The organism is Bacillus sp. BC05(2025), assembly GCF_056725905.1.
This window is the reverse complement of record NZ_JBWYRA010000010.1, coordinates 160,344-176,534: the sequence shown is the minus strand read 5'-3', so window position 1 is coordinate 176,534 and position 16,191 is coordinate 160,344. Positions and strand designations below refer to the sequence as shown.

The following is a 16,191-nucleotide window of genomic DNA, read 5'->3' as shown; positions in this document are numbered from 1 at the left end:
TTACATAAAGGCTCGGTAGCTCAGTCGGTAGAGCAGAGGACTGAAAATCCTCGTGTCGGCGGTTCGATTCCGTCCCGAGCCACCATTTTGAAGTCGCAAGCCGACTTAGCTCAATTGGTAGAGCAACTGACTTGTAATCAGTAGGTTGGGGGTTCAAGTCCTCTAGTCGGCACCACTTTCAAAATGAGCCATTAGCTCAGTTGGTAGAGCATCTGACTTTTAATCAGAGGGTCGAAGGTTCGAGTCCTTCATGGCTCACCATTTACAATTTAATGCGGGTGTAGTTTAGTGGTAAAACAAGAGCCTTCCAAGCTCTGGTCGAGAGTTCGATTCTCTTCACCCGCTTTCAATTATGGGCCTATAGCTCAGCTGGTTAGAGCGCACGCCTGATAAGCGTGAGGTCGATGGTTCGAGTCCATTTAGGCCCACCATAATTGTTCCGCAGTAGCTCAGTGGTAGAGCTATCGGCTGTTAACCGATCGGTCGTAGGTTCGAGTCCTACCTGCGGAGCCATATTTATAGAGAAGTACCCAAGTGGCTCAAGGGGCTCCCCTGCTAAGGGAGTAGATCGCGAACGCGGTGCGAGGGTTCGAATCCCTTCTTCTCTGCCAGTAATTGGCCCGTTGGTCAAGTGGTTAAGACACCGCCCTTTCACGGCGGTAACACGGGTTCGAATCCCGTACGGGTCATACTAAAAGAGATAGCATAATCTGCTATCTCTTTTTTGTTGTGTAAAAGTAGACTTTAGATAGTCTGCTTTTTTTTAGATTCTTTGTGTACTTTTTTCTATTTGATATGACTACCTAAAAGGAAAGAAAGCAAAACCAAGTGAGGAGGATGTAAAAGTCATCGGAGTAGTCGTAACGGGAAGTGCTGAGGATTTACCAAAATTAAACGGTCAACATTATGTAAAAGCTACTGTATTAGGTGCTACTGCGGAAAATAAATAAAGAAGCTGCCTCTAATAGGTGATCTATTGGAGGCAGCTTCTTTATCTGACATTAACGGGCAGTAAAACTCCCACTGATTATAGGTTCACTTTATGTTGTCATTATTGTTGGGTTTTGTCGGTAAGTCGATATTCCTTGTCGAATCGTTGATATATTTTGAGTTACGATAGATATATTCTCAAAATCGTTGATATATTTAAATAATCGTCGATATAATTTCACTTACCGACAAAAACGTAAGAAAAACCAGTTCACAATCTAAAGAAAACGCATCCATTGAAATGGATTCCACACCTATCCCAATAACTTTACACTCTATGTGAAAAAGTTCACAAATAGGTCATAATTTGTGAAGTAATTCACAATAATACGTGCTACAATATGAGTGTAAAGAAGTTAAACAACATTAAATTAGTATTTTAATTAATTACTTAAACAATCATAAAAAAATATATGTGAACAATAGAGAGGGGAAATTACCATGAAAAAAGGTATCAATCGTGTAGTATTAGTAGGAACAGGAGCTGTAGGTTGTAGTTACGCTTACTCAATGATCAACCAAGGTGTAGCTGAAGAATTCGTACTAGTAGATGTTAATGAAGCAAAAGCAGAAGGGGAAGCAATGGACTTAAGCCATGCGGTACCATTCTCTCCATCACCAACTAAAGTTTGGAGCGGTAGCTATGCAGATTGCAAAGATGCAGATCTAGTTGTTATCACTGCTGGATTACCACAAAAGCCAGGTGAAACTCGTTTAGACTTAGTTGAGAAAAATACAAAGATCTTTAAACAAATCGTTCGCGGTATTATGGATAGTGGATTCGATGGAATCTTCTTAATCGCAACTAACCCAGTTGATATTTTAACTTACGTAACTTGGAAAGAATCTGGTCTACCAAAAGAGCGCGTAATTGGTTCTGGTACTACTTTAGACTCTGCTCGTTTCCGTTACATGTTAGGTGACTACTTAGATGTAGATCCACGTAACGTTCATGCTTACATCGTTGGTGAACACGGTGACACTGAACTTCCAGTATGGAGCCACGCTACTATCGGTGTACAAAAACTAGAAACAATTTTAGCTAACAACGAACAGTACAAACAAGAAGACTTAGATAAAATCTTCGAAAATGTACGTGATGCAGCTTACCATATCATCGAACGTAAAGGTGCAACTTACTACGGAATCGGTATGTCACTACTTCGTGTGACTAAAGCAATCTTAAACAACGAGAACAGCGTATTAACTGTATCTGCATACCTTGAAGGTCAATACGGTGAGAAAGATGCTTACGTAGGTGTTCCAGCTGTTATTAACCGCGAAGGTGTACGTGAAATTGTAGAACTTGAGCTAAATGAAGAAGAAAAAGCGAAATTCGCTCATTCTGTAAAAGTATTAAAAGAAACAATGGCACCAGTACTATAATAATTGCTAAATAATCCAGAAGTGGAGACCTACTTCTTACTTCTGGATTTATATATAATTTAATATAAATTCCTTTTCCGGTTTCCCTTGTATATCCCCAATATACCCCTTTTGCTGGATCAGGATTGTTTATAGAAAAGAGCACTCTACGTAAAGTAGAGTGCTCTTTATTATTATTTTTTAGGCGTTAATCCTAATTTCTTTAAAATATCTGCCAGTGTATCACTTTTAGATTTTTCGACAGGTGTTTGTGATTTAGATGCATCCGGACCTTTTTTCAAAAAGTTCTTTTCAACGAAGCGAATATCTTTTTCGTCGACAATGCCATCTTTGTTAAGGTCGCCGTCTTTTACAGATAGTCCTTTTTTACCGTAATTGCTAGCGATAATTTCAGCATCTTTTATATCAATTACTTTATCGCCATTTACATCACCTGCAAGATTTTCATCAAGGCGTGCATAATAATATTGGCCAAGTAGCTTACCGTCTTTTTCAGTACCTAATTTCGTTGTTAGTCGGCTTGTTAAATGCCCGGGTACTTCTACGTATAAGTTGTAGTCGCGTTTATTAACAGGAAGTCCATTTAATTTGAAGTATCCGTATTTATCTAGTGAGCCTTCAAACTTATGACGGTAAGAATCAGTCGCATATACTTTTACGCCAAGCTTCGTATAATCGAATTTTTCATCTAAATAGCCACGTTCATTTAAGAATGCACCAGGCTTAATATTTCCTTCTACTTTGGAGTTTAAGGACATTACTGAGAATGTTTGATCTTGAAGTATACGCATTCTATTTGGCTCTGATTCACCTTGTTTCCAGTAAGCGAACACTGATAAATCTAATTGAGCATTTGCTTCATAAAATTCATCATTTTCTACTTTAAAAGTTACATCAATGAACGGGAAGTCACCATTTAATCCAGCAAAGTTTTTATCATCAATAGCCCCGCCTACTGTAACAGAACCTTCTTCTAGTTTCGGTGCATTTATTTTTGCTGTTACCCCTTTTTCAGAAAGGAGTTTTTCAAAAGCAGGATTCAATTTTGCATTTGCAAATTTGAAGTTTTTCTCTAGGAATTCTATGTTAAATTCTCCGGATACAAATTGTTTTACATGTTTGGCGTTTAGCGTCACAGTGAATTCATCATCTTTATATAATTCTTTTTTATCATAACTAGCTTTCGCATATTGAGCACCTTGTGGGATAAACCAATAGTTATTTACACCGCTCGGATAGTCAGGACCTGCAGTTGCATAATCGAAAATATATACGCCTGTATTCATTGGACCTTCAGTTTTAAAGGAATCAGGTGTAATGCCAACTTTAAAGTCACCATTTTCCGTAATAGGTAAAAACTTATGCAAGTATGGAGAATAGTCATAGTACATAACTCCGTTCGCTTCTTGCGTAATGTTTAATCCTTTTCCTCTTAAGTAGTCAACGTTAGAATCATATACATTTCCTTTAATCCATAGTGCTTTTTTACCGTCTTCTACTGTATAGTTTTCTTCATTTAGTTCATAAATACCAGGCTGTAATCCAGTTAATTTCACTTCTGGCGGTGTATTATCAATTACGACATAATCACCTTTCACACGTGCTTTACCGGCTTTATCGTAGCCAACAAACTCAATTGTGTAATCACCTTCTGGTAAGTCGATTTTCTCATCACCAATTGGTTTTGCAGGATCATTTGTAAAAGGATACACTCTGCCGTTAAAGAATGAATCTAAGTAGTAATACACATCCGTTTTTAATCCGCTCGTGTTTAATGTTCCAATGAAGCCAAGCGCTTTATTTGTTTTTGAGTCTTTCACAATAAGATCTAACGTTTCAAGTTCGCTGTTTAATTGGAGCGCCCCGTGCAAATACGATTCACGGTATGGATTGAATTTAGATGTATCAGTTGAGATTGTTTTTCTTGATAATAGTGCGTTTTCAATACCAGGCTCTGATACACGAATAGAGAACGGGATTTGATACGTTTCTTCTTTATTTTTCGTATTTGTAATATGAATATATCCTTCATAGCGCCCTTGCTTCACACCAGCAGGAATATTAATTTTTGCTTCAATTTCATCTGACTTACCAGCATCAATCGTAATCGTTTCAGCAGTAGAAACTTTTACACCGTTTTCGGTAGCATCGTTAATAGCAGATGATGCTGGTGTATAAGAAATTTCTGTTTTAAATTCTTTTTTCTCTTGTTTATTGCGATTTTCAATTTTAATTTTTCGTTTTTTTTCAATTGATTCCCCGTCTTTTTGATAAAACTTACCGAATGCAATGGATCCAGTTTCTTCTGGTACTTCAATTACTTCATCATTTACAATTGTTTTTGTCGTGTCTAACACTTTAAAACTTGTTTCCGTATGAACAGAGTTATAAGCATCTACTCGTCCTGCTCCAACTTCATATACGGAATACTTTTCTTTTAAATCATCAGCAGTGTTCATAAGAGACGCTTTTACATCGAATGGAGAGTATTCTGGGTGTTCTTGTAAAATAAGAGCAGCAACGCCAGCAATATGAGGAGAAGCCATAGATGTTCCTTGCATACGCTCATAGGAAACAGCGTAATTTTCACCCTCTTGCGGGTCGTTAATATATTCAGGAACTGTTGAAAGGACAGCGACACCAGGCGCTGTAATATCAGGCTTAATATCATCATTTGCTGTAACAGGACCGCGTGAGCTAAAGTCTGCAAGATGATCGCCTTCTGTTTGAATGTAATTAATTTCATCGAAAGTTAAGGATGTTTTGCCTTGTTCAATTTGAGCTTTTAGTTTTTCACCGTCTTCTTTCGTTAGGCGGAATGCTGGAATGTATTTTGTACTTTCACCAACGTAGAAAGGAATTTCTCCATCCACGTTGTTATAAATAATAACCGCTTTTGCACCTGCTTGTTTTGCGTTAGCAATTTTTTCATCAAATGACAGTGTACCACGTGCAACGAGAGCGATTTTTCCTTTTACATCCTTTTTACTAAACTCGTCAGGAGTACCGATTCCTACATATTCAATAGGTAAAGTTTTTCCTTTGAAATCTTCTATTTTATCAGTGAAGTTTTTGCCGAATAAAATGAGGTTAGGGAATTGTAATTGTCCCGCATGACCTGATAGTTTCGGTAAGGAAATAGAGCTATCACTTGCTCCAACTGTAATAGCAAAGGGAGAAGCACCTGGTGATCCGAGTGTTGCTGGATTTGGACCAGAGTTACCGGCAGCAACGACTGTAACAACGCCCGAAAGCATCGCGTTATTAACAGCGATAGACGTTGGATCAAGCGGATTGTTGCTATCGTCACCTAACGATAAGTTAATGACGTTCATACCGTCAGAAATAGATTTATCGATTGCAGCGATAATACCAGAACTATCTCCGCTTCCGTAAGGACCGAGTACACGATAGTTATACAGTTCAATGTCAGGTGCAACACCTTTTACAGCTGAATCTGATTTGTTTTTCTTTTGCGCAGAAACGATACCTGCTACGTGAGTACCATGCGCAGTGTAGAAGGAAGAACCACGATCATCAAATTCAGGAGCACCAGATTGTTGCCACTCTGTATAAGTTGTTTCCATCGGATCTGCATCGTTATTAATAAAGTCCCAACCTTTTACGGAGTTTGGATCTACCTTACTAGAATCTTCACCTGGTTTTGCGCGATAGCCTTTATACACGTCTTTTAAGTCAGGATGGTTGTAATCAATACCCGTATCTAATACACCAACTTTAATACCTTTTCCGGTAATGCCCTCACTATGTAACTTATCGACTCCAATTTGCGGAATGCTATCTGTTAGTTTTTGAGGTGCTTTCTGCTCTGTTTGTTTTGGTAAATTTAATTTCACTTCGTAATCTTTCCAAATACGTTTTACAACGCCAATTCGTAACAATTCTTCAACTGTATTTGCAGGTAATGTCATCGCAACACCATTTATCGCATGCTTATAAGAACGTTTAATTTGCATGGACTGGAAGTTTCCTGATTTTACTGATGGGCTGAATTGATAAAGACGTTTTAGTCCTTTTTCGAATTCTTCATGTTCTTGATCAATACGTGCCTTTATATTTTCAGGAGCAGATTGTAATCCTTTTTCTTTTTGTTTTAATTCATTAATCTTTACTGGAGCAGTTTGAAATTCTACAATGATATTTATAGGCTCAGAACTACTCGTATTAATATCTGGTGAAATTGTAAAACCAGGGTTGGCATCTACCGTTTGTAATGCCAGGCGTTGTTCTTTAGAAAGCTTAGATAATATAGAATGAGCATTTGAAGATTCAATTTGGTTAATAGGACTTTCAGCAAGCACATTGAACGGAAGGGCAGTTGAAAATAGAACGCCAGCCGTAACAATTCCGGTAACAAAACGATTTTTCTTTTTCATGTATAAGCCTCCGATAATTTATATTTTAAAAATTACTTCTCCGTGCCTGGTGTTTGCTCAGCATGGAATTTCCAATTTAGCTGCAGGGAATCACCTTGAAATTTATTTTGATCTTGGTCGTTGTCTTCAAAGGAGAAGAGGACGTGTAAGTAATCTGTTTCACCGGATTTAATACCGTCTATTAAGTTATGACGTTCTAGAGATGTAGCTACATCTTCAGGTTTCATAGTTTTTAATTCTGATAGTTTTGTTTCCCACAAAATTTCATGATCATCGTTTGGATTAGTTGGCTTTCCGTCATTTACTAAAAATTTGACGATGATGTGATCGCCTAAATCGTCACCATCATTATTTTTCTTTGCATCTGTAACTTCATAGGATGTTTCAAGTGCTACTTTCGCAATATCTAATGTTCCTTTGTTTTCAAGCTTGAAGTTTCTTTCAATCAAATCACCTGGCTTTAAATCTTTCACATTAACAATTACACTTGGGTTAATAGAAAGATCTAGTGTACCAGCTTGAAATGAGTTACTAGATGTTTCAGAATCACTGAAATAGGCGAATACACCGCCGAATGTAAGGGATAGGCCAAGCGTTGCTGTGACAACTCCCATCCCAACCTTTTGTTTTAATGACATAAGAAAGCCCCCTAATTTAATTTTTATCAAACTTTCGCCTAGAGCATGGATAGAGTAAACATAGTGTTTCAGTATGAATTATATTTGCGAAGGTTCGTTGTTCTTTATTGAGAACAAGTATATGCGTATGAATTTTCCATTTCAATAAAATTGTGACAAAAAATGTTGAGAAACATTTTTTTATGACAGATTATTTTGTTACGATTTTAAGTAATACATAACGTTTAAAATAGGATAAAACCAATGAAATAAAGGTTGAGAAATAAATGGTAGGATGAAAGGCTAGTAGAAAATGAAGCGTTTTCAATGAATATTCGTCAAAATTCGATATTTTATATGAAAATGTGAAAAAAAACCAACATTTTTAAGAAAAAAACGTATATTTTTTATAAATTAACAAGGATATTTCAGTTTTTCGCAGAATTGGTAAAGTATAAAAAATTCTGTCATCTTAGTGAGGTGAGCATATTGAGTGTAATAAATTGTGAAGAAGTGAAACGAGATGAGTTTCATACAGAAAAGTACTATGAAAGTTATAACATCTTTGGTGCACATGTTGTGACGGAAGATGAGATGCGAGGTGTACGTTTTACAGTATGGGCTCCTCATGCGAAAGCAATGAGTGTTGTGGGAGATTTTAATGAATGGGATTATGAGCAACATAAGATGCTGCAAGTGACAGAAGAGGGGATTTGGTCCCTATTTATACCGCATATTGAAGAAAGAGAAATATATAAATATGCGATTGAAACGATGGCTGGTGACGTCATCTTTAAGGCGGATCCGTATGCTGTATATGCAGAAGTAAGACCGAATACGGCATCTGTAGTTTTTGATATAAAGGGATACGAATGGAATGATAAAAACTGGAGTCGTAAGAAAAAGAAAAAATCGATTTATAAAGAAGCGATGACAGTTTATGAATTACATTTCGGTTCTTGGAAAAAGAAAGAAGACGGAACACTGTATTCTTACAGGGAAATGGCAGAAGAACTCATTCCTTATGTGGTGGAACATCAATTTACACATATTGAAATTATGCCGCTTGTTGAGCATCCATATGATCGTTCTTGGGGATACCAAGGGACGGGATATTATGCAGCAACGAGTAGATTCGGCACGCCACATGATTTGATGTATTTTGTCGATGAATGTCATAAATATGGAATCGGTGTCATTTTAGATTGGGTGCCGGGGCATTTTTGTAAAGATGCTCACGGTTTATATTTGTTTGATGGGACACCGACTTATGAATATAAAGATAAAGATGTGCAAGAAAATCCAGTATGGGGAACTGTCAATTTTGATTTAGGAAAGAGAGAAGTACGTAATTTCTTAATTTCAAATGCGTTATTTTGGATGAGATATTTCCATATTGATGGTTTCAGGGTGGATGCAGTTGCAAATATGCTGTACTGGAATAAAGAAGGACAGGAGCAAAGTAATGAGCATGCTGTTTCATTTTTACGAGAGTTAAATGAAGCGGTGTTTGCAGAAGATGAAGATTTTCTTATGACAGCAGAAGATTCAACAGCTTGGCCACTTGTAACAGCCCCAACGTATGAAGGTGGGCTTGGATTCAATTATAAATGGAATATGGGCTGGATGAATGATGTGCTGAAGTATATGGAATGTGCGCCTGAGTATAGGAAGTATATTCATGAAAAAATGACGTTTTCTTTAGTATATGCTTACTCTGAAAATTTCATATTACCGCTTTCTCATGATGAAGTCGTTCATGGGAAAAAGTCGTTATTAAATAAAATGCCAGGAGAGTACTGGGATAAGTTTGCTCAACTTCGTTTATTATATGGATATTTCTTTACTCACCCAGGAAAGAAATTACTTTTCATGGGAGGAGAATTTGGGCAGTTCGATGAGTGGAAAGACCTTGAAGATTTAGATTGGAATTTACATGATTTTGAAATGCATCGTTATATGCATGATTACTTTAAAGAGCTCATAGCATTGTATAAGCGCTCTAAACCACTTTGGCAGCTTGATCATTCGCCTGAAGGATTTCAGTGGATAGATGCTAATAACCATGAGCAAAGTATTTTCTCATTTATTCGCCAAGGGGATAAACAAGAAGATGCGTTAGTTGTCGTATGTAATTTTACGAAAGCTACATATGAAAACTATAAAGTAGGTGTACCAGATTTCGAGTATTATAACGAGATTTTAAATAGTGATGCTGAGCAATATGGCGGGTCAGGGCAAGTAAATAAGAAACGTCTGAAGGCGATTCAAGAACCGTTTCATAATCAAGCAGCACATGTAGAAATTACAATTCCACCATTTGGCGTATCCATATTACGACCAGTGAAGACGAGAAAGGGGAGCAAAAAACAAGATGGCTCAAAAACAAAAGTGCGTAGCAATGTTACTAGCAGGGGGAAAAGGTAGTCGATTAAGTGCATTAACAAAAAATTTAGCCAAGCCAGCTGTTCCATTTGGTGGTAAATATCGCATTATCGATTTTACGCTAAGTAACTGTGCGAATTCTGGTATTGAAACGGTTGGGATTTTAACGCAATATCAACCACTTGAACTTCATAATTATATCGGAATTGGCAATGCGTGGGATTTAGACCGAGTAAGCGGTGGAGTCACAGTGTTACCTCCCTATGCGGAGTCTTCAGGTGTGAAGTGGTACACAGGTACGGCAAGTGCCATTTATCAAAACTTAAACTATTTAAGTCAGTACGAACCAGAGTACGTTCTTATTTTATCAGGCGACCATATTTATAAGATGGATTACAGTAAAATGCTAGACTATCATATTGAGAAGGAAGCGGATGTTTCCATTTCTGTTATTGAAGTACCTTGGGATGAGGCGAGTCGTTTCGGTATTATGAATACGAACGAAGAGATGGAGATTGTTGAATTTGAAGAAAAACCGCAATTTCCAAGAAGTAATCTTGCATCAATGGGAATTTACATTTTTAACTGGGCAATTTTGAAAGAGTATTTAGAGATGGATGCAAGAAATCCTGAATCTAGTAATGATTTCGGAAAAGATGTACTTCCGCTTTTATTAGATGAAGGGAAGAAGTTAATGGCATATCCGTTTGAAGGATATTGGAAAGATGTTGGAACAGTGAAGAGCTTATGGGAAGCGAATATGGATTTATTGCGCGATGAAACATCACTAAATTTAAACGATCGTAATTGGCGTATTTATTCTGTAAATCCAAATGAGCCACCTCAATATATTGCAGAGCAGGCAAAGGTAGAAGAATCACTTATTAACGAAGGATGCGTCATTGAAGGGGACGTGAAGCATTCTGTATTATTCCAAGGGGTGACGATAGAAGAAGGTAGTATGGTTATTGATTCTGTCGTTATGCCAGGAGCGAAGATTGGAAAAAATGTTGTGATTGAAAGAGCAATTGTTGGATCGGAAATGGTTATTGAAGATGGAACAATTATTCGTCCGGAAAAAAATGTTGACGATGTAGTACTCATTGCTGAAGGGAAATAGAAAAGGGGGATGAAATGAATGGGAGAAAAAATGTTAGGAATTATTAATGCAACGGGAAGTTTTCCTTCCTTAAAGAAAGTAACAGGGCATCGTTCACTAGCGGCGTTACCGTTTGGGGGCCGTTATCGACTCATTGATTTCATGCTTTCAAATATGGTGAATTCTAATATTCATAGTGTAGCGGTTTTTACAAGTCATAAAAACCGCTCGTTAATGGACCATGTTGGTTCAGGAAAACAGTGGGATTTAGATAGAAAAAGAGACGGACTGTTTTTATTCCCGCCAAATTGCCAATGTGATCAAGACGAATTTGGATCTTTTGCGCATTTTAGAAGACATATTGATTATTTTCTAAGAGCTAGAGAAGAATACGTCGTTATTACGAATAGCCATCTCGTAACAGCATTGAATTTCCAGGCGGTGTTAGAGCGACATATACATACGGCAGCTGATATTACAGAAGTTTGCCATGAAGGGGTTTCGCTTCAAACATACGTGTTAAAGAAAAAATTATTGTTAGATTTATTTGAGTCATATAAAGATTTGGAGCAATATAGCTTATTCGATGTGGTGAGAGAAAAGCGCGGAAAATCACTGCATATTGCTACGTATGAGCATACAGGATATGTAGCTATTATTGATTCGATTGAAAGTTACTATAAACATAGCTTAGAAATTTTGCAGCCTGCTATTTGGAAGCAAGTATTTAAGAAAGAAGCACCGATCTTTACGAAAGTAAAAGATGAACCACCAACTCGTTACTTAAAGGGTGCAGCCGTGAAAAATACAATGATTGCAAACGGCAGTATTATTGAAGGCGAAGTAGAAAATAGTGTTATCTCCCGTTCTGTTAAAATTGGGAAAGGTTCAATTGTTCGTAATAGCATTATTATGCAAAAGAGCCAAATTGGAGATAACTGTATAATAGACGGTGTTATTATTGATAAAGACGTGAAAATTGGTGACGGTGTTGCACTAAAAGGAAACGCTGATGAGCCATACGTTGTAGAAAAAGGAAGCGTTCAAAACAGTACGATTAATAGTTATTCTTAAAAGAATCAGTGGGGGTCTTCCTCCACTGATTAAAGTTTTAATTCAAATGAAAACTCGAAGGGAGGAAGCTGCAAGGGAAGTAGTATAAGCTTTTCGTGCAGTGGGACAACAAGTGAATATTTTATTTGCAGTATCAGAATGTGTACCATTTGTTAAATCGGGAGGCTTAGCTGATGTAGCAGGTGCGCTCCCAAAAGAGCTAAAAAAATTAGGTGTGGACGTTCGCATTATACTCCCGAATTATAGTCTTATTCCGCAAAAATTAAGGGATGGATGTACGCTACATAAAGTAATTAACGTCCCACTTGGGTGGAGAAATCAATATTGCGGAATTTTAAAAGGTGAGCAAGACGGGATTACGTATTACTTAATAGATAATGAGTATTATTTTAAGAGGGATTCTCTGTATGGTCATTATGATGATGGAGAGCGTTTTTCTTATTTTTCGAAAGCAGTTTTAGAGTGTATTCCTCATCTTGATTTCGAAGTGGATATTCTTCATAGTCACGATTGGCATACAGCTATGGTTAATTTCTTACTACGTGAAAAGTATCAAGATAACCCATTATATGAGCATATTAAAACGGTATATACAATTCATAACTTGCAGTTCCAAGGTGTATTTCCTCCTGAAGTGATGTACGACTTGTTAGAACTTGGTGATGAATATTTCCACAGTGAGCAGTTAGAGTTTTATGGGAATGTGAACTTTATGAAGGGTGGTATTATCGCTTCTGATCAAATTACAGCAGTTAGCCCGACATATAAAGAAGAAATTCAATATGAGTTTTTCGGTGAGAAGTTAGATGGGTTGTTACGCAAATATAATGATAAGCTTAGCGGCATTGTAAATGGAATTGATACGAGCGTATATAATCCAGAAACGGATTCGTATATTACTGCTCAGTATGATGCAGATTCATTATATGAAAAGAGTGAAAATAAACGCGCCTTGCAGCGTTATTTTGGTTTGCCAGAAAAAGAAGATACGCCGATTATTTCAATGGTAACGAGATTAACGAAGCAAAAGGGGCTTGATTTAGTACGTACTGTATTCCGTGAAATAATGGAGGAAGATGTACAATGTATTATTTTAGGATCAGGTGATTCGGAATATGAGCAATTCTTTGAGTGGATGGCATACGAGTATCCTGAGAAGGTAAAAGTGTACATCGGATTTAATGAAGAATTAGCTCACCAAGTATATGCGGGAAGTGATTTATTCTTAATGCCATCACTGTTTGAACCGTGTGGACTTGGACAACTTATCGCATTAGCTTACGGTACGATTCCAATTGTAAGAGAAACAGGCGGATTAAATGATACGGTACAATCTTATGATGAAGAAACTGGAGAAGGAAATGGTTTCAGTTTCACGAACTTTAATGCACATGACATGTTGCACACAGTTCTTCGTGCAATTGAATTTTATCACGATAAACCGGTATGGGAGCAGCTTGTAAAGCAAGCGATGACGGAAGATTATAGCTGGGAGAAGTCAGCTCTTGCTTATAAGAAATTGTATAAAAGTCTCATGGAATAACATGTAGGTGGTGAAGAAATGTTTACTCATGTTGAAAGTTTCAAATCAGCTTTTCTAGAAAAGTTAGAGACGATGTATGGTAAAAGTTTCAAAGAATCTACAACACGTGATCAATACAATACGCTTGGGTACATGGTGCGTGAGTATATGAATAGTCAATGGATTGCAACGAATGAAAGCTATCGGTCTGGAGAGCGAAAGCAAATGTATTACTTATCCATTGAGTTTTTACTTGGGCGTTTGCTTGGAAGTAACATATTAAATTTAGGCATCAGGGATGTATGTGAACAAGGACTTTCTGAGCTTGGGATTTCGTTGCAAGAATTAGAAGAGGTGGAAGCAGATGCAGGTCTTGGAAATGGTGGACTTGGGCGATTAGCAGCCTGTTTCCTTGATTCACTTGCATCTTTAAACTTACCAGGTCATGGGTGTGGCATTCGTTACAAACACGGCTTATTTGATCAAAAGATTGTTGATGGTTACCAAGTTGAATTTCCAGAACAGTGGCTTCTTCATGAAAACGTATGGGAAGTAAGAAGACATGATCAAGCTGTAGAAGTAAGTTATTTCGGCAATGTGGAACCTCTATACATTGATGGACGTTTAGAGTTTAGGCATACGAATGCAGAAGTGATTATGGCAGTACCATATGACGTTCCAGTAGTAGGTTATGAGACGAGTACTGTAAATACACTTAGACTTTGGAATGCTGAACCAGTTCCTTTCCCACAAAATTGCAAAGATATTTTGAAATATAAACGTGAAACAGAGGCGGTATCGGAGTTTTTATATCCAGATGATACGCATGATGAGGGGAAAATACTTCGTTTGAAACAACAGTATTTCCTCGTATCAGCAAGTTTGCAAAATATCGTTCGTATGCATAGAGAAAGATATGGTGATCTTCGTCAATTACATGAGAAAATTGCGATTCATATTAATGATACACATCCAGTTTTGGCGATTCCAGAACTGATGCGTATTTTATTAGATGAAGAAAAACTAGCATGGGAAGAAGCTTGGCACATAACGACGCAAACGATTTCTTATACGAATCATACGACGCTATCAGAAGCGCTTGAGAAGTGGCCAATTCACATTTTTAAACCGTTATTACCGAGAATTTATATGATTATTGAAGAAATTAATGAACGTTTCTGTCATGAACTTTGGGAACGTTATCCGTATGAATGGCATCGTATTGAAGAGATGGCGATTATTGCGCATAATCTTGTGAAAATGGCTCATTTAGCAATTGTCGGTAGCCATAGCGTAAACGGTGTAGCAAAAATTCATACAGAAATTTTAAAACAACGTGAAATGCGATTGTTTTATGAGTTTTATCCAGATAAGTTTAATAATAAAACGAACGGAATCGCTCATAGACGCTGGTTAATGAAGGCGAATCCGCAGCTGACAAACCTTATTTCAGAGGCGATTGGAACAGAGTGGAAGAAAGAACCGATTAAGCTTCAAGAGCTACAATTAGTTCAATACGATGCGAGTTTCCAAGAGAAATTTGCAGAGGTAAAACAAGAGCGTAAAGAAATTTTAGCGGCGCGCATTCATAATAAAATGGGGATTACAATCGATTCTAATTCTATTTTTGATGTGCAAGTAAAAAGACTGCATGCTTACAAACGACAATTGTTAAACGTTCTTCATATTTTATATTTGTATAACCGTTTGAAAGAGGATGCTAGTTTTACATTTTATCCGCGTACTTTTATCTTTGGCGCAAAAGCATCACCTGGCTATTACTATGCAAAAAAAATTATTAAATTAATTAATGAACTCGCAAGAAAAGTGAATAATGATCCGTACGTAAGTCAATATATGAAAGTTATCTTTCTAGAAAACTATCGAGTGTCTGTAGCGGAAGATATATTCCCAGCGGCCGATGTAAGTGAACAAATTTCAACAGCGAGTAAAGAAGCATCAGGAACAGGGAATATGAAATTTATGATGAATGGTGCGATTACACTCGGCACGTTAGATGGGGCGAATATTGAAATAAAAGATAGGGTCGGTGATGATAACTGTTTCATTTTCGGTTTAACGGCCGAAGAGGTTCTTCATTACTATCAAAATGGTGGATATCGTGCAAGTGATTATTATCATCACAATGGGCACATTAAAAAGGTAGTAGATCAGTTAACGAATGATTTCTTTGCACAGTCGGGAGCTGAATTTGAAGCGATTTATGATTCTCTCGTTATTCAAAATGATGAATATTTCGTTCTGCGAGATTTCGGTCCATATGCGGAGAGACAAGAAGCTGTTGGTAGAGCTTATGAGAACCGAACGAAGTGGTTAGAAATGTCGATTTTAAATATTGCACAATCTGGTCATTTTGCGAGCGATCGAACGATTTTACAGTATAGTAATGAGATTTGGGGTATTGGTAATACGGTTACGCAGTATTAAAGAGGTCGCTACGTTGGAAAAGACAATATGAAAATATATCAGCGATTTTTAAGAGATATCGATTTACCGAAAAAAATTGACACTAATAAATAAACCGAGCTTAATCTCATTAAGCTCGGTTTTCCTTTTTTGCTTAAGAAAGAAATGGGATAGAGGTATAGATTATACCTGTTCCACCATATTCTCCTGTCGCAAAGTATGAAAATGTAAAGAAACCTGTAAACGTAAAAATTACAATGAGAAAAAGTGCAAAGATAAATTTTAGCATGTAAG

Annotated in this window: 9 protein-coding genes, 8 tRNA genes and 1 pseudogene; 15 read left to right on the top strand and 3 right to left on the bottom strand. The window is 37.1% G+C overall.

Annotated features, from left to right (window positions below; all coding sequences use genetic code 11):
- Positions 1-9 precede the first annotated feature (9 nt).
- The 10 genes and pseudogenes from ACZ76X_RS24340 to ACZ76X_RS24295 all read left to right on the top strand — a co-directional run bounded on the left by ACZ76X_RS24340 (position 10) and on the right by ACZ76X_RS24295 (position 2,376).
- Positions 10-85, top strand: a tRNA-Phe gene (locus ACZ76X_RS24340).
- Between the two features lie 14 nt (positions 86-99).
- Positions 100-175, top strand: a tRNA-Thr gene (locus ACZ76X_RS24335).
- A 10-nt stretch (positions 176-185) separates the two neighbouring features.
- A tRNA-Lys gene (locus ACZ76X_RS24330) sits at positions 186-261 on the top strand.
- 13 nt (positions 262-274) lie between these two features.
- Positions 275-345: transfer RNA gene (locus ACZ76X_RS24325), tRNA-Gly, on the top strand.
- Between the two features lie 9 nt (positions 346-354).
- Positions 355-431, top strand: a tRNA-Ile gene (locus ACZ76X_RS24320).
- A gap of 7 nt (positions 432-438) precedes the next feature.
- Positions 439-513 (top strand) — tRNA-Asn (locus ACZ76X_RS24315).
- 7 nt (positions 514-520) lie between these two features.
- Positions 521-611: transfer RNA gene (locus ACZ76X_RS24310), tRNA-Ser, on the top strand.
- Between the two features lie 6 nt (positions 612-617).
- Positions 618-689: transfer RNA gene (locus ACZ76X_RS24305), tRNA-Glu, on the top strand.
- Between the two features lie 105 nt (positions 690-794).
- Positions 795-950, top strand: a pseudogene (locus tag ACZ76X_RS24300) (anti sigma factor C-terminal domain-containing protein); the annotation flags it as partial.
- Between the two features lie 481 nt (positions 951-1,431).
- Positions 1,432-2,376 carry an L-lactate dehydrogenase gene (locus ACZ76X_RS24295; RefSeq protein WP_000715339.1) on the top strand — a complete coding sequence of 315 codons (945 nt, stop codon included), beginning with the start codon at positions 1,432-1,434 and terminating at the stop codon, positions 2,374-2,376.
- Positions 2,377-2,549: 173 nt separating this feature from the next.
- Here the strand turns inward: ACZ76X_RS24295 and ACZ76X_RS24290 are convergent, their stop codons facing one another.
- Together ACZ76X_RS24290 and ACZ76X_RS24285 are read right to left on the bottom strand one after the other, a co-directional pair.
- Complete coding sequence (locus ACZ76X_RS24290; protein ID WP_479851941.1) at positions 2,550-6,773, bottom strand: S8 family serine peptidase; 4,224 nt, start codon at positions 6,771-6,773, stop codon at positions 2,550-2,552.
- Positions 6,774-6,805: 32 nt separating this feature from the next.
- On the bottom strand, positions 6,806-7,411 hold the full coding sequence (locus ACZ76X_RS24285; RefSeq protein ID WP_479851940.1) for a TasA family protein: 606 nt from the start codon (positions 7,409-7,411) through the stop codon (positions 6,806-6,808).
- Positions 7,412-7,879: 468 nt separating this feature from the next.
- On the opposite strand from ACZ76X_RS24285, the gene glgB reads away from it, so the two are divergent.
- From glgB to glgP, 5 genes are all read left to right on the top strand, one after another.
- Positions 7,880-9,817 carry a 1,4-alpha-glucan branching protein GlgB gene (gene glgB, locus ACZ76X_RS24280; protein ID WP_479851939.1) on the top strand — a complete coding sequence of 646 codons (1,938 nt, stop codon included), beginning with the start codon at positions 7,880-7,882 and terminating at the stop codon, positions 9,815-9,817.
- Positions 9,765-10,895 (top strand): glucose-1-phosphate adenylyltransferase, encoded by a 1,131-nt coding sequence (glgC, locus tag ACZ76X_RS24275; protein ID WP_479851938.1) that lies wholly within the window; start codon positions 9,765-9,767, stop codon positions 10,893-10,895. Before glgB ends, glgC begins: the two co-directional genes overlap by 53 nt.
- A gap of 18 nt (positions 10,896-10,913) precedes the next feature.
- Entirely contained in the window at positions 10,914-11,948 is a 1,035-nt protein-coding gene (gene glgD / locus ACZ76X_RS24270) for a glucose-1-phosphate adenylyltransferase subunit GlgD (protein WP_479851937.1), read from the top strand.
- Positions 11,949-12,060: 112 nt separating this feature from the next.
- Positions 12,061-13,491, top strand: coding sequence for a glycogen synthase GlgA (glgA, locus tag ACZ76X_RS24265; RefSeq protein ID WP_479851936.1), 1,431 nt, complete (start codon positions 12,061-12,063; stop codon positions 13,489-13,491).
- An 18-nt stretch (positions 13,492-13,509) separates the two neighbouring features.
- A complete protein-coding gene (glgP, locus tag ACZ76X_RS24260) occupies positions 13,510-15,918 on the top strand; it encodes a glycogen phosphorylase (RefSeq protein WP_479851935.1) in 2,409 nt (802 codons plus the stop codon).
- Between the two features lie 133 nt (positions 15,919-16,051).
- Here glgP and ACZ76X_RS24255 read toward each other — a convergent pair whose 3' ends face one another.
- Positions 16,052-16,186 carry a hypothetical protein gene (locus ACZ76X_RS24255; RefSeq protein WP_479851934.1) on the bottom strand — a complete coding sequence of 45 codons (135 nt, stop codon included), beginning with the start codon at positions 16,184-16,186 and terminating at the stop codon, positions 16,052-16,054.
- Positions 16,187-16,191 lie beyond the last annotated feature (5 nt).

Bases quoted from the DNA above. Each gene is read 5' to 3' on its own strand.
- ACZ76X_RS24285 (WP_479851940.1), bottom strand. From the start codon at position 7,411: ATGTCATTAAAACAAAAGGTTGGGATGGGAGTTGTCACAGCAACGCTT.
- glgD (WP_479851937.1), top strand. From the start codon at position 10,914: ATGGGAGAAAAAATGTTAGGAATTATTAATGCAACGGGAAGTTTTCCT.
- glgP (WP_479851935.1), top strand. From the start codon at position 13,510: ATGTTTACTCATGTTGAAAGTTTCAAATCAGCTTTTCTAGAAAAGTTA.
- ACZ76X_RS24290 (WP_479851941.1), bottom strand. From the start codon at position 6,773: ATGAAAAAGAAAAATCGTTTTGTTACCGGAATTGTTACGGCTGGCGTT.
- ACZ76X_RS24295 (WP_000715339.1), top strand. From the start codon at position 1,432: ATGAAAAAAGGTATCAATCGTGTAGTATTAGTAGGAACAGGAGCTGTA.
- ACZ76X_RS24255 (WP_479851934.1), bottom strand. From the start codon at position 16,186: ATGCTAAAATTTATCTTTGCACTTTTTCTCATTGTAATTTTTACGTTT.
- glgC (WP_479851938.1), top strand. From the start codon at position 9,765: ATGGCTCAAAAACAAAAGTGCGTAGCAATGTTACTAGCAGGGGGAAAA.